Consider the following 24,753-nt stretch of genomic DNA (forward strand, 5'->3'; position numbering starts at 1 on the left):
ACGGCCGGGCCGGACGTCGGCGCAGCGGCTCCCGCCCGCACCAGCACCGGCGCGGACGGGAGCCGCGCGACACGGAACAGAGGAACACCATGCACATCCCCGTACCGGAGCAGCCGACCGGACGGCTGACCGACGCCTGGCGGACCTGCGTCGGCACGGGCCGCTTCGAACTGGCGCTGCGCCGTGACTACCAGGACTCGCTCGCGCTGGTCCAGCGGGAGATCGGCTTCCGGCACATCCGCGGGCACGGGCTGCTCAGCGACGGTGTCGGCGTCCACCGGCCCTACGAACACCACGGGCAGCGCCGGGTCCGGCACAACTTCGGGTACGTCGACCAGGTCGTCGACGCCTATCTGGAACTCGGCATCCGGCCCTTCGTCGAGCTGGGCTTCATGCCCGCCGCACTCGCCTCCGGCGACCAGACCGTCTTCTGGTGGCAGGGCAACGTCACCCCGCCCCGCTCCGAGTCGGAGTGGGCCGACCTGGTGAAGGCCACGGTCGGGCACCTGGTCGACCGGTACGGCCTCGCCGAGGTGCGCCGCTGGCCGATCGAGGTGTGGAACGAGCCGAACCTCGAACAGTTCTGGCAGGGTGCCGACGAGTCCGCCTATCACCGGCTCTACGAGGTGACCGCGCACGCCGTCAAGGAGGTCGACGCCGGCCTCCAGGTGGGCGGACCGGCCATCTCCCCCGGTGCCGACGAGTGGCTGCCGCGCTTCGCCGACTTCGTCGCCGACCGCGAGGTGCCGATCGACTTCGTCAGCAAGCACGCGTACACCTCGGGGCCGGCCCAGCACGTGCCGTTCGGAGTACACCAGACGCTGGCTCCGGCGTCCCGGCTGCTGGAGCAGTTCGGCACGCCGAGGCAACTGCTCCGGGACACCGCCCTGGCCGGGTTGCCGGTGCACATCACCGAGTTCAACTCCTCGTACCGGCCGGACAACCCGATCCACGACACCGCGTTCCACGCCGCGTACCTGGCCCCGGTCCTGGCGGCCGGCGGCGACCTGGTCGACTCCTTCTCGTACTGGACCTTCAGCGACATGTTCGAGGAGGTCGGCGTACCGACCTCGCTCTTCCACGGCGGATTCGGTCTGCTCACCCACCGCCAGATAAAGAAACCCACCTACCACCTGTACGCCTTCCTGGCCCGGCTCGGCGACCAGGTGCTCTCGCGCGGGGCGGACCACCTGGTGACCCGGGACTCCGGCGGCCGGATCGCGGTGCTCGCCTGGGCACCGGTGGACGTGACCGGGGCGGCACCCCTCGACAGGCACCGCCTGACGTTCTCGATCCCGGTCGGACCGCCGGGCACCGGTTCCGCCTTCCTGCTCCGCTCGACGGTCAACGAGGAGTACGGCAACGCCTGGACGGCCTGGTCCGAGATGGGCCGGCCCCGCTCGCCCCGCCCCGGTCAACTGGACGCGCTGCGCGAGGCTGCCGAGCCGGTCCGTACCCACCGGAGCCTGCCGGTGGTGGACGGCCGGGTCGAACTCGACCTGACCCTGGCCCGGCACGAGGTGACCCTGGCGGAGATCACTGCGGTGGTCGACGAGACCCCGCCGTGGTGGGACGAGGCCCGGCTGCTCGGCCTGGCTCAGCCTGCGGGTACGCCCGGAAGGGAGCAGGAATGAGCAGGACCGCGCAGGCCGGTGGCCGGTTCGGCACCGGGCCGCTCTCCCGGGCGATGGCGCTCGTCTACAGCCTGCTGGTGGTGGAGCTGCTGCTGGTGCTGACCACCCTGCCCGGTCTGGTCCCGCTCTTCCTGCTGGACCGGCACGCCAGCAACCTGCCGCTGGTCGCGCTCTGCGCGCTGCCGCTCGGCCCGGCCGTCTCCGCCGCGCTGTACGCGCTGCGTCACCACCGCCCGGACCTGACCGAGCTGACCCCGGCGACCCTGTTCTGGCGCGGCTACCGGGCCAACCTCCGGGGCGTACTCGCGATCTGGGTCCCCTGGCTGGCCTGGCTCACCATCGTGGCGCTCAATTTCAGCTACTTCGGCGCCGCCGGGGTACCCGGCTGGTGGCGGGTGCCGCTGCTCCTGGTCGGGCTCGGCGTCACGCTCTGGGGCGTCAACGCGCTGGTGATCACGTCGCTGTTCCGGTTCCGGGTCCGGGACGTCGCCCGGCTGGCGATGCACTTCCTCGGGCACACCCCCGGGGTGACCATCGGCAACCTCTGCCTGCTGGTGGTGATGGCCGGGATCGTCTGGGTCTCCTCGGAGGCGGTCCTCGGGCTCCTCGGTTCGGTGCTGACGCTGGCCCTGCTCCGCAACTGCCGCCCGCTGGTCAGCAAGGTCGAAGAGGAGTTCACCGCGTGAGCCTGCCGGTCACCCCAAAGATCGCCTTCGGCGGGGACTACAACCCGGAGCAGTGGCCGGAAGAGGTCTGGAAGGAGGACTACCGGCTCTTCGACGCCGCCCGGATCGACACCGTCACCCTCGGCGTCTTCGACTGGGCGCTGACCCAGCCGGCGCCGGACGTCTACGACTTCAGCCTGCTGGACCGGATCGTCGAGCTGGCCACCACGCAGGGTCGGCGGATCTGCCTGGCCACCGGCACCGGCGCACACCCGGCCTGGCTGGCCCGACTGCATCCGGAGGTGACCCGGACGGACTTCGATGGCCGCCGGCACCGGTACGGGCAGCGACACAACTCCTGCCCCAGCTCCCCCGTCTTCCGTCGACTCTCCACCGAACTCGCCCGCCGGATCGCCCGGCGGTACGCCGGCAACCCGGCCGTGGTCGCCTGGCACGTCGGCAACGAGTACGGTGGCGCCTGCTACTGCGACCTCTGCGCGGCCGGCTTCCGGGACTGGCTGCGGGAGCGGTACGGCAGCCTGGATGCGCTCAACACCGCCTGGTACACCACGTTCTGGTCGCACACCTTCACCGACTGGGCCGAGATCGAGCCGCCGTCGGCGCTCACCGAGCACTGGCGCGGGCCGAACCACACCGCCTTCCAGGGCATCACCCTCGACTACCTGCGCTTCATGTCCGACGCGATGTTCGCCAACTTCCGTGACGAGTTGGCGGCGATCCGGGAGTCGAGTCCCGACGTACCGGTCACCACCAACTTCATGGGGATGTACCGGCCGATCGACTACCACCGGTGGGCTCCGCATCTCGACTTCGCCTCCTGGGACAACTACCCGCCGGACGACGACTCGCCGGCCTGGATGGCCCTGGCGCACGACCTGATGCGCGGGCTCAAGGACGGCCAGCCGTTCTGGTTGATGGAGCAGACCCCGAGCTACACCGCGTCCCGGGACGTCAACCCGCTGAAGCGGCCCGGGGTGATGCGGCTGTGGAGCTGGCAGGCGGTGGCGCACGGCGCCGACGCGGTGCTCTTCTTCCAGATGCGCGCCTGTAGGGGCGCCTGCGAGAAATACCACGGCGCCGTCATCGGGCACGCCGGCCGGGACGACACCCGGGTCTTCCGGGAGGTGGCCGGGCTCGGCGCCGAGTTGGACCGGCTCGGCCCGGCCACGCTGGGCGCCCGGACCCCGGCCCGGGTCGCCCTGCTCTTCGACTGGGACAGTTGGTGGGCGCTGGAGATCTCCGACGGCCCGTCCCGGCTGCTGCGCTACCAGCAGATCGTGCACGCGTACTACCGGGCGCTCTGGGAAGCCGGGGTCGACGTCGACGTGGTGCCGGTGACCGCGGATCTCGACGGCTACCAGGTGGTGGTCGCACCGGCACTGCACATGCTCAAGGGTGATCTGGCACAGCGGCTGGCCGCGGTGGCCGAGCGCGGCGGTTCGGTGCTCACCACCTTCCTCTCCGGCCGGGTCGACGAGGACGACAGGGCGTTCCTGATGGACGTGCCGGGCCCGCTCGGCCCGCTGATGGGAATCCGGATCGACGAGTGGGACGCCCGCCCGCCGGAGGTGGTGAATCCGGTACTCCTGCACGGCGCCGGCCCGGACGTCGAGGTGGAGGTCGAGTCGCGGCTCCTCTTCGAGCTGGTGATTGCACAGGGTGCCGAGGTGCTCGGCAGCTACCGGGCGGACTTCTACGCCGGCACCCCGGCGGTGACCCGGAACAGCTACGGTGCCGGCCACGGCTGGTACGTCGCCGCCGGCCTCGACCAGCCCGGGGTGAACTGGGTGGTCCGCCGGGTGCTGGAGCGGCACGACCTCGTCGGCCCGTACGCCGACCTGCCCGAGCTGGAGTCGACGGTGCGGGTCGCCCCGGACGGGACGCGGCTGCGGTTCCTGCTCAACCACGGCGCGGAGCCGGTCGAGACGACCGCGCACGCCGCCGGTACCGACCTGCTCGGCGGGGAGCGGGTGGCGGCGGGGCAGCCGATCCGGCTGTACCCGAAGGGGGTACTGGTGCTGCGCGAGGACGCCCCGGAGACGCAGCGATGAACGGCTCGACAGCACGCCCGGGAGGGACCCGATGACCACCGGTGACGCCCAGTCCACGCACCCGGCCTGGTTGCCGCCGGAGGCGTTCCGGGCGATCGGGTCGGGCCGGACGCTGGTGAGTGGTGCGGGCACGCTGGTGGACACGGTGCACGACGAGGTCGCCGGGGCCTGCGCCCGCTACGGCGGCACGGTCACCCGGGTTCCGGCCGAGGTCGCGGGCGAGCAGCTCACCGAGCAGCTCGACGGGGCGTACGACCTGGTCTTCGCGCTCGGCGAGGCCGGGCCGCTGCCGGCCGGCGCGGCGGCGCTGGCGGCCGAGATCGGGCACGGACCGGATCCGGACGGGCTCGGACCGGAAGGTTTCGCGCTGGCCCGCCGCGACGGGGTCTCGGTGGTGCTGGCCGACGAGCCGGCCGGGCTGCTCTACGGCCTGTTCCACATCGTCCGGCTCGGCCCGGCGGCGTTCGACGCCGACATCGCGGTGCAGCGACACCGACCGGCGATGCGGCTGCGGCTGGTCAGCCACTGGGACAACGTCGACGTGCATCCGACGATGGGACAGGTCGAGCGCGGCTACGCGGGCGGGTCGATCTTCTGGCGTGACGGCGCGCCGCGCCAGGAGCCGGATCGGGTACGCGACTACGCACGGCTGCTCGCCGCCTGTGGCCTGAACGCGCTGACGGTGAACAACGTGAACGTGCACGGCACGGCCACCCGGCTGTTGACCGACCGGCTCGACGACGTTGCCGCGATCGCCGACCTGCTCCGCCCGTACGGGATCCGGGTGCATCTGTCGGTCAACTTCGCCACGCCGTACGTCCTCGGTGAGCTGCCCTCCGCCGACCCGCTCGACGACGACGTACGGGCCTGGTGGCGCAAGGCCGCCGAAGAGGTCTACGGGCGGATTCCCGACTTCGGCGGATTCATGGTGAAGGCGGACTCGGAGGGACAACCCGGCCCGGCCAGGTACGGGCGCAGTCACGCGGACGGCGCGAACATGCTCGCCGACGCGTTGGCGCCGTTCGGCGGGATCGTGCACTGGCGTGCCTTCGTCTACAACCACCGACAGGACTGGCGGGACCGGTCGACCGACCGGGCCAGGGCGGCGTACGACCACTTCACGCCCCTGGACGGCGAGTTCCGGGAGAACGTGGTCCTCCAGGTGAAGCACGGTCCGATCGACTTCCAGGTGCGCGAGCCCGTCTCCCCGGTACTGGCGGCGATGCCGAACACCCGGCTCGCGGTGGAGTTCCAGGCGACGCAGGAGTACACCGGGCAGCAGCGGCACGTCTGCTATCTCGGCCCGTGCTGGAGCGAGGTGCTGCGGTTCGCGCCCTGGGGACCGGGCGGGCCGACGGTCGGCTCGGTGGTCGCCGGCTCGGCAGGTGGCGGCTCGGCGGGTGGCGGGCTGGTGGTCGTCTCCAACGTCGGCGACGACAGGTACTGGACCGGGCACCCGCTCGCCCAGGCCAACCTGTACGCCGCCGGCCGGCTCGGCTGGGCGCCCGACCTCGACCCGGTGGCCGTACTCGACGAGTGGATCGAGTTGACCTTCACGCCGTCGGCGACCGGCGATCCCGACCTGCTGCGCGGGACACTGCACGCACTGCTTGACGACTCGTGGCGCACCTACGAGCGGTACACGGCGCCGCTCGGGGTCGGTTTCATGGTCGCGCCGGGCGACCACTACGGCCCCGACGTGGACGGCTACGAATACTCGCGCTGGGGCACCTACCACTTCGCCGACCGGTACGGCGTCGGGGTGGACCGCACCCGGGCCACCGGTACCGGCTTCACCGGGCAGTATCCGCAGCCCTGGGCGGACCGGTACGAGTTCCTGGAGACCTGCCCGGACGAGTTGCTGCTCTTCTTCCACCACGTGCCCTACCAGCACGTGCTGCACTCCGGGTCGACGGTGATCCAGCACGTCTACGACACCCGTTTCACCGGGGTGGAGCAGGTGGTGGAGATGGCCCGCCGGTGGGAGCGGATCGGCCCGGCGGGGCTGGTCGACCCGGCGTTGCACGCCCGGGTGACGCAGCGGCTCGCCGAGCAGCTGCGCTCGGCCGAGGAGTGGCGGGACAAGGTCAACACCTACTTTCTGCGCAAGTCGGGGGTACCGGACGTGCACGGCCGCCGGATCTACTGAAGCCATCGGCGCGAGGCAGCGTCGCCGGGCCGACCGGCCGCCTGCGGCCCGGGAGCCAACCTGCCTTGTACGATGTCGTCGGCGGAGGAGAGTTGAGTCAGGTGGCCAGCCGAGCCGAGCGCGTCGAGTCCCGGATCCCGTTGAGTCGCGAGCGGGTGCTGCGGGCCGCGGTCAGCATCGCCGACTCCGGTGGCATCGAGTCCCTCACGATGCGTCGTCTCGCCGAGCACCTCGGGGCCGAGGCGATGTCGCTCTACTACCACGTCGCCAACAAGGAGGACGTGCTCGACGGCGTCGTGGACGTGATCGCGACGGAGATCAACGAGGTCGTCGACCGGATCGACGTACCCGCCGGGGGCGCCGACTGGAAGAAGGCGGTACGCCAGCGCATTCTCGCCGCCCGCGAGATCCTGCTCCGGCACCGGTGGGCACCCGGGGTCTTCGAGACACGTACCAACACCAGCATGGCGGTGCTGCGCTACTACGACGCGCTGCTCGGCCTGATGCGCGAGGGCGGCTTCTCCTACGATCTGGCGCACCACGCGATGCACGCGTTGGGCAGCCGGGCGTTGGGGTTCAGTCAGGAACTCTTCGACCCGAACAGCGGCGGCGACGGTGACCCGGCCGCCGGGATGGCCGAACTGGCCGGCCAGCTTCCGCACCTGGTCGGGATGCTGGCCGAGATCGCGCACGACGATCCGGACTCGACGCTGGGCTGGTGCGACGATCAGGCCGAGTTCGAGTTCGGACTCGACCTGATCCTGGACGGCCTGGACCGGCTCCGCGAACGGGCCTGACCCGCACCGCACTGTTCATCGATCCCCACCCCTCGACAACCTTACGTTGTACGAGTACCTTACGACGTAAGACTTACAACGTAAGGTCGATCCGAGGAGACGACGATGAAGGCGGCAGTCCTGCGTTCGTACGGCCCACCCGATGCCCTGGAACTCACCGAGGTCGAGCGCCCCTCCCCCGGCGACGACGAGGTGCTGGTCCGGGTCCGGGCCACCTCCGTCAACCCGTACGACTGGCACCACATTCGGGGCGAGCCGCTTGTCGCCCGTCTGATGCCGGACGGTCCCCGGCTACGTACTCCGGCCATCGGCATCCCCGGCTGTGACATGGCCGGTCAGGTCGAGGCGGTAGGACGCAACGTCACCGAGTTCCGCCCCGGCGAGGACGTCTACGCCCTGCTGCCGGAGGGCGGCTTCGGCGAGTACGTGAGCGTTCCGGAGAAGCTGCTGGCCCCGAAGCCGGCGAACCTGTCGTACGAGCAGGCGGCGGCGGTGCCGATGGCCGCCGTCACCGCCCTGGTCGGACTCCGCGACGCGGGCCGGATCCAGCCCGGCCAGCAGGTCCTCGTCAACGGGGCCTCGGGCGGGGTCGGCACCTTCGCCGTGCAGCTCGCCCGCGCGTTCGGCGCGACCGTCACCGGCGTGTGCAGCAGCCGGAACGTCGAACTGGTCCGCTCCCTCGGTGCGGACGAGGTCGTCGACTACACCACCGAGGACTTCACCAGGCGTGGCCGCCGCTACGACCTGCTACTGGACAACGTGGGCAGTCACTCCGTGGCGGCGTACCGGCGGGCGCTGACCCGCCACGGCACGCTCGTCGTCGTCGGTGGCCCGGCCGGTCGCTGGCTCCAGCCCGTCGGCCGGGTCTTCGCGGCGCTCGCGGCGAGCCCGCTGGTGTCCCAGCGGATCACGCTGGCCGACACCGTCCGCTGCCCGGACAAGAAGGAGTGCCTGCGGCTGCTGACCGGGCTCATCGAGGAGGGCAGCGTCACCCCGGTCGTCGACCGGCGCTTTCCGTTCGCGCAGATCCGGGAGGCCGTCCGCTACCAGGAGGAGGGGCACAACCCGGGAAAGGTGGTGGTGACGCTCTGAGCGTCCGGCCCGGCGACCGGAGCTCGGAACGTCGGCCCGGGGCTCGGAACGTCGGCCCGGCGGCCGGGGCGGCCGGATGATCCGCCCTGCCCCGGCCGAACGCACCGGAACCGGGAGTTGGTCAGCCGCCGCTGACCGGACGGAACGGGTCGACCGTGTGCCGGGCCTTCGCCGTCCGGTTGGTGACCGTCGCGATCGCGTCGAACATCTTCCGGCCGAGCACCGCGTGCGCCTGCACCGCCGGGTGGGTCGCGCCGTAGTTGTCGCGGTCGCCGAGGGAGTCGGCGAACATCGCGTACGTCAGCGTCGGCGCCCCCGCCGCGTCGAACATGATGCCGGCCTCGTGCCGGGCCGCGCCCGAGTCGTCGAAGTCCGCACCGTACTTGGTGGCCACCCGGCTGCGCTCGGCCGACGACATGTTACGGCGGACCCCGTCGTGGTACCCGTTGATCCACCGCAGGATGCCGAGCAGGAAGTCGGCGGACCTCGGCGTCACGATCGTCTTGTTTGCCAGCCGCCACAGCAGATCATGGGTCTCCCGGGGCGTGGTGACGCCGAGGAAGAAACGGTTCGGGTTGGCGACCGGCTCGACCCGGGTGTGCGTGAAGCCCTTGCTGGCGAGGATCTCGTTGATCTCCAACGCCGGCACCACCCGGCCACACATCCGCACCGCCGTGTTGTCCGAGACCAGCAGCATCGCGGTGAGGAAGTTGGCGACGGTGATGTCGTCGCCCCAGACGGTGTGCAGGAAGTAGATCCCGGTGCCGCCGAGGATGATGTCGGCGGTGAGGTCGAGCTTCTGGTCGAGTCGGAGCTGACCACGGTCGATCTTGTCCATCACCGCCACCGCGACCGCCAGCTTCTGCACGCTGTAGCCGTGGGTGACCCGGTCGACGTCGTCCGCCACCACCGTCTCCAGGGTTCCGGCGGCGTTGACCATCGCGATGTGCGAGTGCCACACCCCACCGGCCCGAGCCTTCTGCGCGTCGTACGCCTGCCGGATCGACGCCTGCGCGGTGCCGGTCGCGCCCAGCTGGCCGCCCGGTACGCCCGGCCCGGAGACCGGTGCCCGTCCGACCGCCACCGTGCCGACCGGCGCGGCAGCAGCGGGCTGTCCGGTCGCCACCAGCGCCGCCGCGGCCGCGCCCATCCCGATCGCCGCCCGGCGACTGACCTGCTCCGGCACTGTGCCTCCCCCGTGTTCATCGACAGTTGCCGCGCGGAGCGTACCGAGCGGCGACATCCGGCAACAACCCGGAGCAGACCGGACCCGCCGGGCCGGGCCACCGCCCGTAGCGGCACACCGGGCGTAGGCTGAGCAACGTGGATCAAGAAGACCGGATCGCCCTCTTCCTCGACTACGAGAACCTCGCGCTCGGCGCGCGGGACCACCTCGGCGGCCTGGCCTTCGACTTCCGTCCGATCGCGGACGCGCTGGCCGAGCGCGGCCGGGTCGTGGTCCGCCGGGCGTACGCGGACTGGTCGTACTTCGACGAGGACCGCCGGATGCTCACCCGGTCACACGTGGAGCTGATCGAGATCCCGCAGCGGATGGGGGCGAGCCGGAAGAACGCCGCCGACATCAAGATGGCGGTGGACGCCGTGGAACTCGCCCTCGAACGTGGATATCTCTCCACCTTCGTGATCTGCACCGGGGACAGCGACTTCACCCCGCTTGTGCACAAGTTGCGCGAGCTCAACAAGCGGGTGATCGGCGTCGGCGTGGAGAAGTCCACCTCGGCGCTGCTGCCACCCGCCTGCGACGAGTTCCTCTACTACGACCGGCTGGAGGGAGTGGACATCCCGTCGACCCGTCCCCGGCGGGGTCGGCCGGCCCGGGGCGCCGGCCCGGAGGCGCCGCAGGCCGGGCCGGACCAGCAGGCCGAGCCGGACCGCCAGGTCGAGCCGGCAGCCGAACCCGCACATGGCGTCGAGGAGCCGGTACGCGACGTCGACACCCTCGCCGAGGTGGTCGCGCAGACCGTGGCGGGGTTGCAGGGCAGTTCCAGCGGAGAGGTGACCGCCTCCACGCTCAAGCGCACCCTGCTGCGCAAGGACCCGACCTTCAGCGAGTCCGACTACGGGTTCCGGGCGTTCGGGGAGTTGCTCCGGCACCTCGCCGAGCACAACGTGGTCGAGCTGACCGAGGGCCCGGCCAAGGGCGATCCGGGAGTGTCACTGCCCGAACACGGCGACCGGGAGGTGGCGTTCGGGCTGCTGCGTACCGTGCTCCTGGACCTGGCCGGCGCGGACGGCTCGGTCGCGCTCTCCGGGCTGAAGAACCAGCTCCGCCGCGCGCGCCCCGACTTCAGTGAGAAGAAGCTGGGCTACCGCAGCTTCCTCCAGTTCTGCAAGGCGGCGGCCACCAGTGGGGCGGTCGAGCTGCGGTGGAGCCCGGAGACCGACGACTACCTACTCACCGCCCGCCCCGGGTGACCCGGCAGCTGCCGGCCGGCCGGTCCCGCACCGCCGCAGGCCGGTCGGGTGGCGGGCGATAGGGTCTTGGCGCATGCGGTCGAAGCAGGAGCTGGACGCCGCCATCCGGCGGGAACGCCGGGCGGCGCTGGTGGTCAACGCCCGCTCCCGCCGGGGTCGCCGGCTCTACGACGAGGCACGCACCCGGCTGACCGAGGCCGGCTTCACCCTGCTCGGCAGCTATCCGGCGGACCGGCCGGGTGAACTGGAGACGAGCCTTTCCACGGCCGCCGGACTGGCCCCGGACCTGCTGGCGGTGGGCGGCGGCGACGGCACCATCGGGGCCGCCGCACGACTGCTCGCACACCGCGACATCGCCCTGGGGCTGTTGCCGCTCGGCACCACCAACAACTTCGCCCGGACCGTCGGCATCCCACTCGACCTCGACGCGGCCGTCGCGACGCTTGTCGACGGCAAGGTGATCGACGTCGACCTGGGGACCGCCGACGGGATGCCGTTCGCCAACCACGTCGGCGTCGGGCTCTCCGCCGACGTGATGGCCCGGGCACCGGCCCGACTCAAGCGGGTGGTCGGCCGGCTGGCGTACCCGGCGACCGCGCTGGCGCTGCTCACCGGACACCGTCCGATGCGGATCACGGTGCAGGCCGACGGAGGGTCAAGGGAGTACGTCACGCACCAGCTCTTCGTGGCCAACGGCGGCTTCCACGCCGGCCGACCGATCACCGCGGACGCGAACGCCGACGACCGGCTGCTCGTCGCGTACCCGGTGGGTGGTCCGAATCGGCGCGACCTGTTGCGCGCGACGGCGCGCAACGCGGCGACCGGTCATCGCCGCACCCTCGACGACGAGCCCTTCCTGACCGCCGGTGAGATCCTGCTCCGCACCGACCGCCCGGTCCCGGTCGAGGTCGACGGCGAGGTACGCGGCCGTACCCCGATCCGGATCGGACTCGACGCCAACGCGCTGCGGGTGATGGCCCCGGCCGACGCACCCGACCGCTGACGGCGGGGTCTACCGGTCCGCTGCGGGTGGCGGGACGGGCGAGCGCAGGTACCAGCCGGCGGTCGCCACCGTGTGGTACCCGAGCGCCTCGTAGATCGGCCGTCCGGCCTCGGTGGCGACCAGGGTGAACGGCCGGTCCGGGTACGCCTCGATGGCCTGGGCCAGCAGCGCCCGCCCCAGCCCGGCCGAGCGGTGCGCGGGCAAGGTGACGAGGCCGTACAGGCCCACGATCCGGCCGTCGTCGTAGGTGTAGGTGGCTGCGGCGGGCTCGCCCCTGCGGTACGCCAACCAGGCACGCCAGCCCGACACCGTCAGTACCCTGTCCGGCAGCGCCTCTCCCCTGCGCCACGGCAGGAACGCCGGCAGCGGAAATCCCTCCACGATGATCCGTTCCGCCACGGCCAGTTCCTCGGGATCGCTGACGCGGTCGATGCGGACGCCGTCGCCGTCGGAGATTGCCCCCGCCGTCCCCGCCGGACTGACCGTCCCCGCCCGATGTTCCGTCCCGGCCGGAGTGACCGGCCCCGCCGGACTGACCGTCCCGGCCGGAGTGACCGGCCCCGCCGGACGCGCTGTTCCCGGCGGGCGGACCATCACCGGCATGCGCAGGACCCGGACCGTCGGGTCGACCGGCTCGGCGGCGCCGCCACCGAAGACGTCCTCCAGCACGGTGTGCCTGTCCCGGGGCGCGGAGTCGAGCAGGCGTGCCATGCCGTCGGTCGACATCGGCGCGCGCAGGATCAGTCGGGTCGACCGGGACAGTTCGGCGCGGAAGCAGGTCTGGTCGCGGTGTGCGTCGACGGCGAGCTCGCTCCACAGCGCGGCGGCGTTCTCGACGTAGGCCTCCGGTCCGATCATCCGGATCAGCCTAGCAACGCCGCCCACCCCTCGACGCGACGGTACTTCTTGCCATCCATACATTTAGACGTGACAATAAGTTTCGCGCCGTTCCGGGGCTGGTTCCACAGGTCTCCGGTCCCACCCCTGCCCGCCCGGGAGACGCCATGCGACGACCAGCCCTCGCCGCCCCGCTCGCCACACTTGTCGCATTCGTCGGCATCGGCGCCGCAACCCCCATCCCGGCGGTCGCGGTCACCGTCGGGACTGCGGTCGCGGTCACCGCCGGCTCCGACCTCGGTACGCTCGCCAGCACGTCACTGGCCCCCGGCCTTTCCCTGAGTACGACCTCGGCGGCCGGGCCGAACCAGATCAACGTCCTCACCGCGAACCTCTCCGAGCCCACGCTGAAGCCGAAATACCTCAATCCCGGGACCGTCGGTGCCACGGCCACCCTGAGCACCCAGGCGAACCGGGTCGGCGCGGTCGCCGCGGTGAACGGCGACTTCTTCGACATCGGTGCCACCGGGGCTCCCCGAGGAATGGGGCTCGACGACGGCACGCTGCTGCACGGCCCCGCGTCCGGCTGGAACAACGTGGCCGCGCTCTACGCCAACGGCACCGGAACCCGGGGCGGCCTGGCCCAGCTCTTCCTCGACGCCCGGATCACCCTCCCCGGCGGTGCCCAGCTCACCGCCACCAACCTCAACTCGCCGAACATCGCCGCCAACGGCATCGGCGTCTACAACGCCCTCTGGGGCGACGAGCCACGCAGCCAGGTGACCGACGGCGCCACCCGCAGCCGGGAGGTCGAGATAACCGGCGGCCGGGTCAGCAGGGTCAGCACCACCCCCGGTGCCAAGGTGCCGGCCGGGTCGGTCGTGCTGCTCGGCGTGAACGCCGGCGCCGACGCCCTCGCCGCGATCGCGGTCGGCGACCCGGTCACCGTCAACTACTCGCCGCGCGGTGCGAACGGCACGCCGCAGGTCGCGGTCGGCGGCAACCTCGTACTTGTCGCCGACGGGGTGGCCACCACCGTGTCGCATCCGCGCAATCCGCGTACCGCCGTCGGTTTCTCCGCGGACGGGCTCACCATGTGGATGGTCGTCGTCGACGGGCGGTCCAGCGCGAGCGTCGGAATGACCTATGTGGAACTCGCCAACTACATGAAGTCGCTCGGCGCGGACGACGCGATCAACCTCGACGGCGGAGGCTCCAGCACCATGGTCGCCCGGATGCCGGGCGCGACCTCGGTCTCGGTCCGCAACACCCCGTCGGACGGCGCGCAACGGCCGGTGCCGAACGGGATCGGCTTCGTCTCGACCGCACAGCCCTGGAGCAGCACCGTCGACAACACCACGGCGGGCCGGTTCACCGCGAGCGCGAACTGGGGTACGTCCAGCTACTCCGGCCAGCGGTTCGGTGCCGACTACCGGTTCGCCGACCCGGTGCTGGCCAGCGATGTCGCCTGGTACCGGGTGAACGTCCCGGAGACCGCAAGTTACGCGGTGGCGGTCTGGTATCCGGCCGACCCCGGATACAACGACTCGACGCCGTTCATCGTGGCCACCGCCAGCGGCAATCAGACGGTACGGGTGAACCAGCGGAGCAACGGTGGCCGGTGGGTGTCGCTCGGGGTGTTCACGCTGCCCGCAGGAGACGCGGACACGGTCGGGGTGAGCCGATGGACGTCCGGCACCGGTTACGTCGTCGCCGACGCGGTACGGATCACCCGGGTCTGACGACGACGGCTTGACCGACGCTGACCCCCTCGCAGGTCAGGCCGGCGTCGGGTGCAGCACCGACCGTAGGCAGCCGTCCTGCTTCTTCTCGAAGAGTTCGTAGCCGCGCACCCCGTCGGCCAGCGACAGCGGATGGGTGGCGAGATAGCCAGGATCGATCTCACCGCTGGCCAGCCGCTCCAGCAGCATCGGGATGTAACGCTGGGCGTGCATCTGCCCCATCCGCAGCACAAGCGCCTTGTTCATCGCGGCCCCGAGCGGGAACTTGTCCACGAAGCCGCCGAAGACCCCGACGATGCTCACCGTACCGCCCTTGCGGCAGGCCATGATCGCCTGACGTACCGCTGTCGGCCGGTCACTCTGCAACCGCACGGCCTGCTTGATCCGGTCGTACCGGTACGCCGGACCGACGTCGTGCGCCTCCATCCCGACCGCCTCGATGCAGGCGTCCGGCCCCCGGCCACCGGTCATCTCCCGCAACGCCGCGAGCACGTCGACCCGGCTGTAGTCGATGGTCTCCACCCCGAGCCGCTCCTGCGCGACGCGGAGCCGTTCGGGGAGCCGGTCGATCACGATCACCCGCTCGGCACCGAGCAGCTGGGCGGAGCGGGCGGCCATCTGGCCCACACCGCCGGCACCCCAGACCGCGACCACCTCACCGCCGCGCAGGTCGCAGAAGTCGGCCGCCATCCAACCGGTGGGCATCGCGTCGGAGGCGAAGACCACGGCGTCGTCGGGAACCCCCTCCGGGACCGGGAACGCGCCGACGTCGGCGAACGGCACCCGGACGTACTCGGCGTGGCTGCCGGCGAAGCCACCGGCGGCGTGCGAGTAGCCGATGATCCCCGCGGGCGCGTGTCCCCAGAGCGTCTCGGTGAAGTTCGGCTGTGGGTTGGAGTTGTCGCAGAGCGAGTACTGCTCGGTGCGGCAGTACCAGCAGCCGCCGCAGGCCAGTACCGACCCGACCACCACCCGGTCACCGACCCTGAGCTTTCCGACCCCCGACCCGACCTCGACGACCTCGCCCATGAACTCGTGGCCGAGGATGTCGCCCTCGCGCATCGCCGGCAGGTAGCCGTTGATCAGGTGCAGGTCCGACCCGCACACACTGCTCGCCCGCACCCGGACGATCGCGTCACCCGGGCCCTGGATCGTCGGGTCGGGCACCTCCTGCACACGCAGCTTCCCGACACCCTCCCAGCACAGCGCCTTCACGGCCGTCCTCCCGTCGACAGCTTCTCCCGGACGACCCGGGTGGTCCGCTCCGTGATGCCGGCCCGGCCGGACGGCTCGGTCATGGTGGAGACCACCTCCCCCGCCTCGATCAGGGACTTGGCCCGCCGCAGCACCGTACGGAGCAACTGGTCGAGGTCACGTCCCCGCAGCACCGCCGCCCGGTGTCCGATCCGGCTCTCCGGGTAACGCAGCTCGACCCTGACCTCGGTGCCCCGGGCACCCGGCGCGGAAACCAGCTCGACCCGACCCTGGTGCGGCATCGGCCCGTCGGGCACCCGCCAGTGGAACGGCCCGGTTTCGGCCTCGGCGCTGACCTCGACGGTCCAGCCGGCCGTTCCGGAGCCGTCAGTGAGGACAAGGCCCCGTTCGCCGTCACCCGGCCGCACCTGGACCGGCAGGTCCAGCATCGCCGAGAGGTGCGACGACTGACCACAGAACTCCACGATGGACTGTGCCGAACGGTCCACGGTCACCGCCCGGAGGGTCCGGTACCCGCCGTCCTGACGCGCCGGCAGTGACTCCCGGCGCCGCCGCACGAGCAGGCTGGCGCCCACGCCGGCCGCCACCGTCACCACCAGCCATCCGCCGATCCTGGCGCCCCTGCCGACCATGCCGCTCCTCCCAACCCGAAGTCCGGCGGCCGTTCCCCGGCCCCGGCTCGACCCTGCGCCGGGCCCGAAACTCCCATGGGGACACGGCGCCTCCCAGACAGGCCCTACCCGCCGGGCAACCGGGCAAACTCCCTGCGCCGTGCCGTCCTGTCCTGTCCAGGGCACCGGGGGCGGAGCGACTCAGAGCAGTCCGGCGTTTCCGGCCACCGCGGCGGCTTCCGTCCGGTTCGACACCCGCAGCTTGCGCAGCAGGGAGGCGGTGAGTCGCTTCACCGTACGTTCGGAGAAGTTCAGCTCTTCCGCGATTTCCACCGTGCGGCAACCCTTCGCAATAAGCTGCAGGAGACGGCGCTCCTCGTCGTCGAGCAGGGCCGTCGCGGGCAGGCCGTTGTGCGCCGGGCGGAGCAGGGATCCGAGCAGGCCGGCGGGGAGCACGGCCCAGCCGTCCAGGATCGCCAGTAGCGGCGGCAGCAGTTCCTCGGGTTCGCTTGTCTTCGGCAGGTAGCCCTCGGCACCGGCCCGCAGGGCCTGCACCATGAGGTCGCTGTCCTCCAGCCCGGAGATGGCGACCACCCGTACCCGTGGCGTGGTCCGCCGGATGGCGGTGATGGCCCGGATCCCGCCCGGCGGCGGCATGTGCAGGTCGACCAGGGCCAGGTCGGGGGCGAGACGACGGACTGTGGCAGCGGCGGCGGCCGCGTCACCGGTGGAGCCGACGATCCGGGCCCGTCCCCCGGTGCTGACCGGAAGCAGGAGTTCGAGGCCCCGGACGAAGAGGGGATGGTCATCGACCAGTACGAGACGGAGAGCTCCGGATTCGGACACGCGGCGGCGTTTCCCGATCTGCGACCGATCATGCCCGGCCGACCCGAGAGCACTCATCCGGCTCGTATCGGGTCCAGGTGGCGCCGCACTGGACGTGACGGCCCGCCGTTCCTGCGCAGCCTCGGGTCGGCGGTCATGGGGCGCCTGTCGCTGCTGGCCCACCGAAGCGGCGGTCAGGTCCGGCCGCCGACCGGCGCCGCGAGCGCACCGGCGGAGGTCGCGCGGTCATCCGGTCCCGGCGGTGACTCGCTGCTGCTGCGGATGTTCTGTCACGAACTGCGGTCACCGATCGAGTCCCTGCGCTCGCTGACCCGAGCACTCGCCCAGGAGCCGGTGGCGCTCACCCCGGAGCAACGGCGTGGCCTGGCCGCGCTCGCCCAGGAACAGGCGGCGCACCTGGCGGTCCTGTGGCGCCAGGCGGTGTCGGTGACGCAGAGCCTGGCGGCGCCGGTCGACCGGCCGGTACCGCTCCGCCAGGTGTTGCCGATCGCGGTCACGACCGACGCGCCGCACCGGATGACCGTCAGGCTGTCCCGCCGTGCCGCCGACCGGCCGGTACACGCCCACCGGATCCGTCAGATCATCACCAACCTGGTCGACAACGCCCTGCGGCACGGGCCGGCCGAGGGTCGCGTCCGGGTGTCCGCCTCGGTGCGGGCGGGCGCCCTGGTCCTGGTCGTGACCGACGAGGGCCGGTCCTGCCGTCCGCTGCTGGCCGCGTTGCGCCGGACCGCCCCGCCGCCCGGCGTCTCCGGCCTGGGGCTGTGGATCGTGCGACACCTGGTCGCCGCCGAGGGCGGCACGATCACGGCGTACCGCGCCACGCGGGGCGTGACGGTGCGGGTGAGCCTGCCCGTGTCGCGCCACCGCGTCGGAGGCGTCGGCGCGACCTGACCCTGTGGGGCAACTGGCCATCCGGGGTCACCTGACCCGCCAGGGCCACGGGTGGCCCCCTCGGGCCGGCGGAACGGGTAGCCGGGCACGGTCTGCCACTTCTACCAGGAGGACGCCGTGTTCAGCCATGTCAAGGAACTACAGTTCCACGCCAAGCCGGACGCTCCGGACGCCGCCTTCGCCCGCCGCCTACAGGAGGTGCTCGGCGGCAAGTGGGGCGAGATGACGGTCGCCAACCAGTACCTCTTCCAGGGCTGGAGTTGCCGGCTGCCCGGCAAGTACAAGGATCTGCTACTCGACGTCGGCACCGAGGAGATCGGGCACGTCGAGATGATCTGCACGATGATCGCCCACCTGCTGGACAGCGCACCACTGTCGATGCAGGAGGCGGCCGCCGAGGACAACCCGATGCTGAGCGCGATCTACGCGGGGTCGAATCCCGCGCACTTCATCCATTCCGGCGGTGGCCCGCTGCCGGTGGACAGCGCCGGAGTGCCGTGGAACGGCAGCTACATCACCGCCAGCGGAAACCTGCTCGCCGACTTCCACCTCAACGTCACCGCCGAGGCGCAGGGCCGGCTCCAGGTCGCCCGGCTCTTCCACATGACCGACGACCCCGGCGTGAAGCAGATGCTCCGGTTCCTGCTGGCCCGGGACACCATGCACCAGAACATGTGGCTGGCCGCGATCGAGCAGCTCAAGGAGGACGGCCTCGAGGAGATGCCGGTCCCGGAGGCGTTCCCGGACGCCGAGCAGGAGAACGAGTTCGCCTACCAGTACATCAACTTCTCCGCGGGTGAGGAGGCGGCCGAGGGACGCTGGGCCACCGGACCCAGCCCGGACGGCAAGGGCCAGTTCGACTACCAGGCGAACCCGACGTCGTACGCGGACGCGCCCGTGCTGCCGCCGGGCGACCCGCGCCTGCAGAACACCCCGCCCGTCGGCACCTGACGATCGGGCGCACACCGTCCCTGTCGTCTCGTCTCGTCTCGCCACGCCGATCCGTCGCCTGGACGGTGGATCGGCGTGGCCCCACCCGGAGGACAAGAACATGATCGAATTCTTCGCTCGTCCGCTGGCGGACGCGTTCATGCAGGTCGGGGTCTACGTCGCGGTGATGGTCGCGCTCTTCGGCTGGCTGCGCTGGCGGTACGGCGACCGGGTCACCGACCATCTGACCCATCGCCCCCGGCTCGGCCCCCTGGTCGGCGCACTGCTGGGCGTCAGCCCAGGCTGCGGCGGCGCCATCATCCTCATGCCGCTGTACGCCCGCGGCAAGGTCTCCTTCGGTACCGTCGTGGCCGCCCTCGCGGCGACCATGGGCGACTCGTCCTGGGTGGTCATCGCGGCGAACCCCGAGTTCGCCGTCAAGATCCATGCCCTGCTCTTCGTCGTCGGCCTGGTCACCGGGTACGTCGTCGACCTGCTCGGCATCGACCCCGCCCAGGCAGTCCGGTCCCGGAAGTGGTGGCTGCCCCGGCGCCACGCCGCCGCCAGTGCGGCCGGAGTGCTCCTGCCGGTGGACGCCCCACGCCCGGAACCCACAGCCACGACCGGTACCGGTGCCGGCGGCAGTGGCAGTGCCGGTGCCAGTGGCGGTGCCAGTGGCGGTGGCCGGCCGGCGATACTTGGCAGCTATCCGGTTTCGGCGGCGCCCCAGGCCGTGGCGATGGTCGCGGGCGCGACGCCGGTACGCCCGATCCGGATGTCCCTGGTGTTCTGGGCACTCACCATGCCGGCCTTCCTGGTGTCGGTACCCGTCGTGTTCCACGCCGTCGACCCGCGACGCCTGACCGCCGCGCTCGGCGGTGTCGACCCCTACCTCGCGCTCGGTTGCGTCGGAACGCTGATCGCGGCGGCCATCTTCGCCGCCGGACGGGGCCGGTTCGCCGACGACACCGTCGCCACGGCAACCCCGTCGAGCCGGCGGGAGGCGATGCGGCACAGCGCGCACGAGGCCTCGTTCATCACCGTCTGGGTCGCGGTGGCCTATGTCGGCTGGCAGGTTCTCAGCGGCACCACCGGTTTCGACGGCTCCCAACTGGCCTTCGCCGGAGTCGCCGGAGTGCTGGTCGGGGCGCTGATCGGCCTCATTCCCGGCTGTGCCGTCCAGATCGTCTTCACCGGCATCTTCGTCAGCGGCGGCCTGCCGGTGACGACGCTGGTGGCGAACGCGATCAGCCAGGACGGGGATGCCCTGATCCCGCTCGCGGCACTACGCCGCCGTGCCGCCGCGACCGCGACCGTGATCACCACCATCCCGGCGATCCTGGTCGGACTGGCGCTGCTCGTACTGCTCGGCTGAGCCGAGGGGTCCCGCAGGCCCGCGCTGGCCGGTTGGCCGTTCCACGCCGTCGAACGGCCTCGCCGGGCGGCGGGCGGCCGGGCAGGACACATGGAAGCCGTGGTGTCGGGAAAGACGTGGCGTGCCGATGTCGACCGGAGGAGGGTGACGAACGTGACCGCAGGGGTGAAGCAGGACGTTCTGGACCTGCTGATCGAGCAGCACAAGCAGATCAAGACGCTGTTCGGCCAGCTCGGTCGTGCGGAGGGAAGCCAGAAGCGGGAACTGTTCCAGGATCTGGTACGCCTGCTCGCCGTACACGAGAGCGCGGAGGAGATCGTCGTACACCCGAGCGCGAAGCGCAAGATCGAACGGGGTGACACGGTCACCGGGCAGCTCCGGCACGAGGAGGACGAGGCCAAGAAGGAACTGGCGGCCCTCTACGACCTCGGCGTCGACCATCCCGACTTCGACCGGCGGCTGGCGAAGTTCTCCCAGGCGGTGATCGCGCACGCCACCCGGGAGGAGACCGAGGAGTTTCCGGCCCTGCGTCGCAGTCTCTCCCCCGCCCAGCTCGGACGGATGGCCGGAGCACTCCGCGCGGCCGAGGCGATGGCCCCGACGCGTCCGCATCCGCACGCCGGAGAGTCCGCCCCGGCGAACCTGATGGCCGGCCCGCCGCTTGCCGTCTTCGACCGCATGCGCGACGCCGTCCGCGACTGGCGCGAATCACAGCGCGACAAGGACTGACCGGCGCGAGGTCAGAGGTGGTTGACCGGAATCAGCCGGCGGGCGGCTTCGCTGCGCCAGCGCGGGAAGGCTCCGAGACGCGCCCGACGAGCGCGGCGGCGACGTCCCGGAGTTTGCGGTTGGAGTCCTGCGACATCTTCGCGAGGATCGCGAACGCCTCGTCGGCGGTGCAGCGCCGTTCCGCCATGACGATGCCCTTGGCCTGCTCGATGACGGCTCGGCTCTGCATCGCCAGTTGCATGTGCTGAGCCATGGTGGCGGTGGTGTCGTAGAGGTGGGCGTTGGCCAGGGCCACGGCGGCGTAGCTGGCGAACGCCTCGGCGAGCCGCACAGCATCGTCGTCGAACGCCTCCGACTCGGCGCTGTAGACGTTGAGCGCCCCGAAGACCTTCTCCTGCACCGGCAGCCCAATCGACAGCGAACTGGAGATCCCCTCCGCCTTGGCGTGCACGGCCCAGTCCGGCCAGCGGGCCTCGGTGGCGATGTCGGGCAGCGAGTAGGTGGCGCCGGCCTGGGCGGCGTCCAGGCACGGACCGTGCCCGCGCTGGTACTGCCACTCGTCGAGCCTGCGGGCGAGCCGGCTGGTGGACGCGGCGGAACGGCGTTCACTGCCGGCCAGCAGGGTCACCGACACTTCGTCCGCGTTCGAGAGGGTACGCCTGGCGAGCTGGGCAATCAGGTCCAGCACTCCGTCGATGTCCGTTTCGCCCAGCCTGATCTGGCCGAGTTGGGTGAACGCGTCGGCGGGCTCGAGCGGGGTGTCAGGCATGCGGAGAGTCCTCGTGAACGGCGCCCGGTCGTGCTCGGCAACGACGACGGACGGTGGCAGCCCGCGGTCGCGAGCCGCTGCGTAGATCAGCCGGAGCTGGGTCCGGTACCCGCGCCCCCGGTTCGACGCCGGCCCGCCGATGTCTCGAAGTGCTCGTCGGCGGCAGTTCTCCACCATACGCCGCGCCGGTGGGACGTGCGTCGGCCAGCGGAAGCGGCACCGCTGCGAGTGGCGGGCGATCGGACGCAGATCAATCGGGTGACGGCGAGATGCCGCGGGTCGGGGTCGTCGATCAGCTCACCAGAGCCTGGGCGGAGGTCTCCTTGAGCTTCGCGTTGGCCCACCGGGCCTGCCGCAGGGTCTGCGGATGGCAGCGCTTGGCCAGTGCCAGCAGTTCCAGGTCCCGGGTGGCCTGGGCGACCTGGGCGAGGATCTCCCAGTCCAGCGAGACACCGGAGGCGTCCCGGTAGAGGTGGCGCAGGTCGGCGAGGAGGAGCAGTCCGGGCTCGCGGCGCCGGCCGAGCAGCTCGGACGCCTTCTGCTCCACCGTCGCGAGCAGCCCCGAGTCGTCCCCGGCCTCCTCGTCGAGGCGCAGCCCGTACTCGCGGCCGACCCGGGCGAGTTCGGTGACGTGCTGCCGGGACCAACGGGCGAGGTCCCGGGCGACGTGGTGGACCTCGTGGTCAGCGCTGTGCCGGTCCGCCATCCGCATCAGGTCGACGGCGAGCTTGTTCTCCGACCGGTGCAGCTCCCGGATGACCATGTCAAGCTTGCTCATCGCTCGCCTCCAGCCCTCGGACCGGAGATTCCGGCCGCCGGACCGGAGATTCCGGCGGCTGGGACGGAGACTCCCGCCGCCGGGACGGGGGCTCCGGCCGCCCTCGGGGCTTCGGGCAACCGCTCGTCGGTCAGGGCGGCGGTGCCACCCACCGTGTCCGGTACCCCACTCGCCACCGGCCGGGACCCGGTGGTCGTCGGCGCGGTCGCGGGTACCCCGTCGCCGCCACGCACCCGGCTCACCCGGGCCACCGCCGACTTGAACAGCGGCTGCTTGGACACCGGGTCCCAGTCGGTGATCGTCAACTCGTTGGCCGCCCGTCCGTGGTCCCGGCCGTCCGGCCCGGACCCGCCGGATTCGTCCCAGTAGCCGTAGTGGAACGGCAGGAAGAGCACGTCCCGCCGGATGCCGCTGACCCGCAGCCGGGCCCGTACCGAGCCGCGCGGGGTGGCGACCTCCAGCAGGTCGCCCTCGGCAAAGCCCTGGTCGGCCGCGCTCGGTGGCCGCCATCTCCACCCAGACCTCCGGTGCCGCAGCCTGCAACTGCGGCGCCCGCGCCGTCTTCGTCCGGGTGTGGAACTGGTACAGGGTACGACCGGTGATCAGTTGGAACGGGTACTCCTCGCTCGGCAGCTCGTGCGGCGGAAGGTACTCGGCCGCCTTGATCACCGCCTTGCCCGAGGGGTTCAGTGCCGCGTACTCGGTCGGCTCCAGCGGCGCTCCGGTAACCAGGTCCCGGCCGTAGCTCTCGCAGTAGTCCGGAGCGGCCCAGAACCTGCCGTCGGCGTAGAGACGCTCGGTACCCTCCGGGGTTCACCCGGTCCACCGCCCGGCCCCGTACGCCGACGATCCTGCCGTCGCTGACCGCGATGTCGAGGCCGTCACCGTTGGAGTGCAGGACCGAGGCGGACTGCACCCACCTGTCGACCTGCTCGGGGCGTACCCCGTCGGCCAGGAACGTGTCCACCCGGATCGGCCACGACTCTCCCGGCCCGTACGGGGTCCGGCTCCCCCAGGGTTGCGCGATCCGGTCAACGCTGCCCATTCCGTCCCCCTCCACCCGCCCTCGATCGCACTGCCCGGTCGTCCGGCCCTCCCCTCCGACCCTGGCACCGCGCCCGGTCGCGCGCACCTCGAACGCCCCGACTCGGGTCCCGAGGAACCCGCCGCTACCCGGCCCGGCGGGCGTACCGACCGGTAGGCGCCGGATCAGAGGCGTACCGGCAGCGTGAGCTGCGTGTGGCCGCCTTCCGGCTGGCGCGGGTGTACTTCCCGAACTCGTGGGTACCGTGCTCTGCGGTTTCGCAGCTGAGGAAGGAGCGCACATGGTTGCCCAGCCTCGGCCGCAGGCCACCGTCACGTTCGTCGGTACGGCAACCACCCTGCTGAGGCTGGGCGACGTCACCCTGTTGACCGACCCCAACTTCCTGCACGCCGGTCAGCGCGCCTACCTCGGCTACGGGTTGTGGAGCCGGCGGCGCACGGATCCCGCCATCGGGATCGGCGAGCTGCCGCCCCTGGACGGTGTCGTCCTGTCGCACCTGCACGGCGACCACTTCGACCGGGTCGCCCGGCGGAACCTGCCGAAGACCCTCCCGATCATCACGACGCCACAGGCCCAGGCCCGACTCGACCGCTGGGGTTTCGGCTCGGCCACCGCGTTGACCACCTGGGAGAGTCACGAGATCAGCCGGGGCGACCACCTGGTGCGGATCACCGCGGTACCCGGCAAGCACGGGCCGGGGCTGCTGGCCCGGGCACTGCCCACGGTGATGGGCAGCATTCTCGATTTTGAAGAGCAGGGTCAGCGCCGCCTCCGGCTCTACGTCACCGGAGACACCCTCAACCACGCGGCGCTGGCCGAGATCCCACGACGCTTTCCCGACATCGACGCCATGCTGATCCACCTCGGCGGGACGCGGCTCCTCGGCGTACTCCTCACGATGGACGACCGGCAGGGTGTCGACCTGGTCCAGCTCGTCCGGCCGCGCCTGACAGTACCCATCCACTACGACGACTATCCGGTCTTCCGCTCCCCGCTGCGGGACTTCCTCGACCTCGTCCGGCGACAGGGCGTCGAACCGGGCGTGCGGGCCATCCGCCGTGGCGAGACCGTTCCGCTGCTCGAACCCGAGCCCGAGCCCGGCCCGGCAGCCGGGACCGGGCAACCGTCGTAGCA

The 24,753-nt window shown here is 71.6% G+C and carries 22 protein-coding genes; 14 read left to right on the forward strand and 8 right to left on the reverse strand.

The genetic code is table 11. From position 1 onward, the window contains the following. The first annotated feature begins 89 nt into the window (after positions 1–89). The 6 genes from CLT71_RS07900 (at position 90) to CLT71_RS07925 (ending at position 8,409) form a co-directional block, all read left to right on the forward strand. A complete protein-coding gene (locus tag CLT71_RS07900) occupies positions 90–1,634 on the forward strand; it encodes a GH39 family glycosyl hydrolase (RefSeq protein ID WP_101366532.1) in 1,545 nt (514 codons plus the stop codon). Continuing rightward, a complete protein-coding gene (locus tag CLT71_RS07905) occupies positions 1,631–2,320 on the forward strand; it encodes a DUF624 domain-containing protein (RefSeq protein ID WP_101366533.1) in 690 nt (229 codons plus the stop codon). The genes CLT71_RS07900 and CLT71_RS07905 overlap by 4 nt, the downstream gene beginning before the upstream one ends. Further along, complete coding sequence (locus CLT71_RS07910) at positions 2,317–4,371, forward strand: beta-galactosidase (protein WP_101366534.1); 2,055 nt, start codon at positions 2,317–2,319, stop codon at positions 4,369–4,371. Before CLT71_RS07905 ends, CLT71_RS07910 begins: the two co-directional genes overlap by 4 nt. 31 nt (positions 4,372–4,402) lie before the next feature. Beyond that, complete coding sequence (locus CLT71_RS07915) at positions 4,403–6,520, forward strand: alpha-glucuronidase (RefSeq protein ID WP_101366535.1); 2,118 nt, start codon at positions 4,403–4,405, stop codon at positions 6,518–6,520. Between the two features lie 101 nt (positions 6,521–6,621). Then, a complete protein-coding gene (locus tag CLT71_RS07920; protein ID WP_199187548.1) occupies positions 6,622–7,317 on the forward strand; it encodes a TetR/AcrR family transcriptional regulator C-terminal domain-containing protein in 696 nt (231 codons plus the stop codon). Between the two features lie 105 nt (positions 7,318–7,422). Further along, positions 7,423–8,409, forward strand: a complete 987-nt coding sequence (locus CLT71_RS07925; RefSeq protein WP_101366536.1) for an NAD(P)-dependent alcohol dehydrogenase — start codon at positions 7,423–7,425, stop codon at positions 8,407–8,409. Between the two features lie 121 nt (positions 8,410–8,530). On the opposite strand, the gene CLT71_RS07930 is transcribed toward CLT71_RS07925, so the two are convergent. Continuing rightward, on the reverse strand, positions 8,531–9,595 hold the full coding sequence (locus CLT71_RS07930; protein WP_486483133.1) for a serine hydrolase: 1,065 nt from the start codon (positions 9,593–9,595) through the stop codon (positions 8,531–8,533). A 137-nt stretch (positions 9,596–9,732) separates the two neighbouring features. Between CLT71_RS07930 and CLT71_RS07935 the strand changes: the two genes are divergently transcribed. Continuing rightward, positions 9,733–10,845, forward strand: a complete 1,113-nt coding sequence (locus tag CLT71_RS07935) for a PIN domain-containing protein (protein WP_101366537.1) — start codon at positions 9,733–9,735, stop codon at positions 10,843–10,845. A gap of 73 nt (positions 10,846–10,918) precedes the next feature. Next, positions 10,919–11,848 carry a YegS/Rv2252/BmrU family lipid kinase gene (locus tag CLT71_RS07940; protein WP_101366538.1) on the forward strand — a complete coding sequence of 310 codons (930 nt, stop codon included), beginning with the start codon at positions 10,919–10,921 and terminating at the stop codon, positions 11,846–11,848. A 9-nt stretch (positions 11,849–11,857) separates the two neighbouring features. Here the strand turns inward: CLT71_RS07940 and CLT71_RS07945 are convergent, their stop codons facing one another. Then, positions 11,858–12,706 carry a GNAT family N-acetyltransferase gene (locus CLT71_RS07945; RefSeq protein ID WP_101366539.1) on the reverse strand — a complete coding sequence of 283 codons (849 nt, stop codon included), beginning with the start codon at positions 12,704–12,706 and terminating at the stop codon, positions 11,858–11,860. Positions 12,707–12,852: 146 nt separating this feature from the next. On the opposite strand from CLT71_RS07945, the gene CLT71_RS07950 reads away from it, so the two are divergent. Beyond that, on the forward strand, positions 12,853–14,427 hold the full coding sequence (locus CLT71_RS07950) for a golvesin C-terminal-like domain-containing protein (protein WP_101366540.1): 1,575 nt from the start codon (positions 12,853–12,855) through the stop codon (positions 14,425–14,427). A gap of 36 nt (positions 14,428–14,463) precedes the next feature. On the opposite strand, the gene CLT71_RS07955 is transcribed toward CLT71_RS07950, so the two are convergent. The 3 genes from CLT71_RS07955 to CLT71_RS07965 form a co-directional block, all read right to left on the reverse strand. Next, on the reverse strand, positions 14,464–15,642 hold the full coding sequence (locus CLT71_RS07955) for a zinc-dependent alcohol dehydrogenase (RefSeq protein ID WP_101366541.1): 1,179 nt from the start codon (positions 15,640–15,642) through the stop codon (positions 14,464–14,466). Then, positions 15,639–16,274 (reverse strand): SRPBCC family protein, encoded by a 636-nt coding sequence (locus tag CLT71_RS07960; RefSeq protein WP_101366542.1) that lies wholly within the window; start codon positions 16,272–16,274, stop codon positions 15,639–15,641. Before CLT71_RS07960 ends, CLT71_RS07955 begins: the two co-directional genes overlap by 4 nt. Before the next feature lie 180 nt (positions 16,275–16,454). Continuing rightward, positions 16,455–17,099: a response regulator transcription factor gene (locus CLT71_RS07965; RefSeq protein WP_101366543.1), complete on the reverse strand. Its 645-nt coding sequence runs from the start codon at positions 17,097–17,099 to the stop codon at positions 16,455–16,457. A gap of 135 nt (positions 17,100–17,234) precedes the next feature. On the opposite strand from CLT71_RS07965, the gene CLT71_RS07970 reads away from it, so the two are divergent. The 4 genes from CLT71_RS07970 (at position 17,235) to CLT71_RS07985 (ending at position 21,027) form a co-directional block, all read left to right on the forward strand. Next, positions 17,235–17,993 carry a sensor histidine kinase gene (locus CLT71_RS07970; RefSeq protein WP_101366544.1) on the forward strand — a complete coding sequence of 253 codons (759 nt, stop codon included), beginning with the start codon at positions 17,235–17,237 and terminating at the stop codon, positions 17,991–17,993. Positions 17,994–18,110: 117 nt separating this feature from the next. Further along, positions 18,111–18,944, forward strand: coding sequence for a manganese catalase (locus tag CLT71_RS07975; RefSeq protein ID WP_101366545.1), 834 nt, complete (start codon positions 18,111–18,113; stop codon positions 18,942–18,944). Between the two features lie 100 nt (positions 18,945–19,044). Further along, positions 19,045–20,298, forward strand: a complete 1,254-nt coding sequence (locus CLT71_RS07980) for a putative manganese transporter (protein WP_101366546.1) — start codon at positions 19,045–19,047, stop codon at positions 20,296–20,298. 153 nt (positions 20,299–20,451) lie between these two features. Continuing rightward, on the forward strand, positions 20,452–21,027 hold the full coding sequence (locus CLT71_RS07985) for a hemerythrin domain-containing protein (protein ID WP_486483134.1): 576 nt from the start codon (positions 20,452–20,454) through the stop codon (positions 21,025–21,027). A 31-nt stretch (positions 21,028–21,058) separates the two neighbouring features. Here CLT71_RS07985 and CLT71_RS07990 read toward each other — a convergent pair whose 3' ends face one another. The 3 genes from CLT71_RS07990 to CLT71_RS08000 form a co-directional block, all read right to left on the reverse strand. Next, positions 21,059–21,796, reverse strand: coding sequence for a GAF and ANTAR domain-containing protein (locus tag CLT71_RS07990; RefSeq protein WP_101371252.1), 738 nt, complete (start codon positions 21,794–21,796; stop codon positions 21,059–21,061). 292 nt (positions 21,797–22,088) lie between these two features. Further along, on the reverse strand, positions 22,089–22,574 hold the full coding sequence (locus CLT71_RS07995) for a hypothetical protein (RefSeq protein ID WP_101366548.1): 486 nt from the start codon (positions 22,572–22,574) through the stop codon (positions 22,089–22,091). Beyond that, complete coding sequence (locus CLT71_RS08000; protein ID WP_199187877.1) at positions 22,571–23,110, reverse strand: molybdopterin dinucleotide binding domain-containing protein; 540 nt, start codon at positions 23,108–23,110, stop codon at positions 22,571–22,573. The genes CLT71_RS07995 and CLT71_RS08000 overlap by 4 nt, the downstream gene beginning before the upstream one ends. 789 nt (positions 23,111–23,899) lie before the next feature. On the opposite strand from CLT71_RS08000, the gene CLT71_RS08005 reads away from it, so the two are divergent. Then, positions 23,900–24,751, forward strand: a complete 852-nt coding sequence (locus CLT71_RS08005; protein ID WP_101366549.1) for an MBL fold metallo-hydrolase — start codon at positions 23,900–23,902, stop codon at positions 24,749–24,751. The last annotated feature ends 2 nt before the right edge of the window (positions 24,752–24,753 follow it).

It is taken from the genome of Plantactinospora sp. CNZ320 (assembly GCF_002846275.1).

What these genes read in the sequence shown, in the direction of transcription:
- CLT71_RS07960 (WP_101366542.1), bottom strand. Translation starts at nt 16,274, where the DNA reads ATGGTCGGCAGGGGCGCCAGGATCGGCGGATGGCTGGTGGTGACGGTG.
- CLT71_RS07915 (WP_101366535.1), top strand. Translation starts at nt 4,403, where the DNA reads ATGACCACCGGTGACGCCCAGTCCACGCACCCGGCCTGGTTGCCGCCG.
- CLT71_RS07980 (WP_101366546.1), top strand. Translation starts at nt 19,045, where the DNA reads ATGATCGAATTCTTCGCTCGTCCGCTGGCGGACGCGTTCATGCAGGTC.
- CLT71_RS07945 (WP_101366539.1), bottom strand. Translation starts at nt 12,706, where the DNA reads ATGATCGGACCGGAGGCCTACGTCGAGAACGCCGCCGCGCTGTGGAGC.
- CLT71_RS07995 (WP_101366548.1), bottom strand. Translation starts at nt 22,574, where the DNA reads ATGAGCAAGCTTGACATGGTCATCCGGGAGCTGCACCGGTCGGAGAAC.
- CLT71_RS07990 (WP_101371252.1), bottom strand. Translation starts at nt 21,796, where the DNA reads ATGCCTGACACCCCGCTCGAGCCCGCCGACGCGTTCACCCAACTCGGC.
- CLT71_RS07925 (WP_101366536.1), top strand. Translation starts at nt 7,423, where the DNA reads ATGAAGGCGGCAGTCCTGCGTTCGTACGGCCCACCCGATGCCCTGGAA.
- CLT71_RS07900 (WP_101366532.1), top strand. Translation starts at nt 90, where the DNA reads ATGCACATCCCCGTACCGGAGCAGCCGACCGGACGGCTGACCGACGCC.
- CLT71_RS07970 (WP_101366544.1), top strand. Translation starts at nt 17,235, where the DNA reads ATGGGGCGCCTGTCGCTGCTGGCCCACCGAAGCGGCGGTCAGGTCCGG.
- CLT71_RS07905 (WP_101366533.1), top strand. Translation starts at nt 1,631, where the DNA reads ATGAGCAGGACCGCGCAGGCCGGTGGCCGGTTCGGCACCGGGCCGCTC.
- CLT71_RS08005 (WP_101366549.1), top strand. Translation starts at nt 23,900, where the DNA reads ATGGTTGCCCAGCCTCGGCCGCAGGCCACCGTCACGTTCGTCGGTACG.
- CLT71_RS07940 (WP_101366538.1), top strand. Translation starts at nt 10,919, where the DNA reads ATGCGGTCGAAGCAGGAGCTGGACGCCGCCATCCGGCGGGAACGCCGG.
- CLT71_RS07950 (WP_101366540.1), top strand. Translation starts at nt 12,853, where the DNA reads ATGCGACGACCAGCCCTCGCCGCCCCGCTCGCCACACTTGTCGCATTC.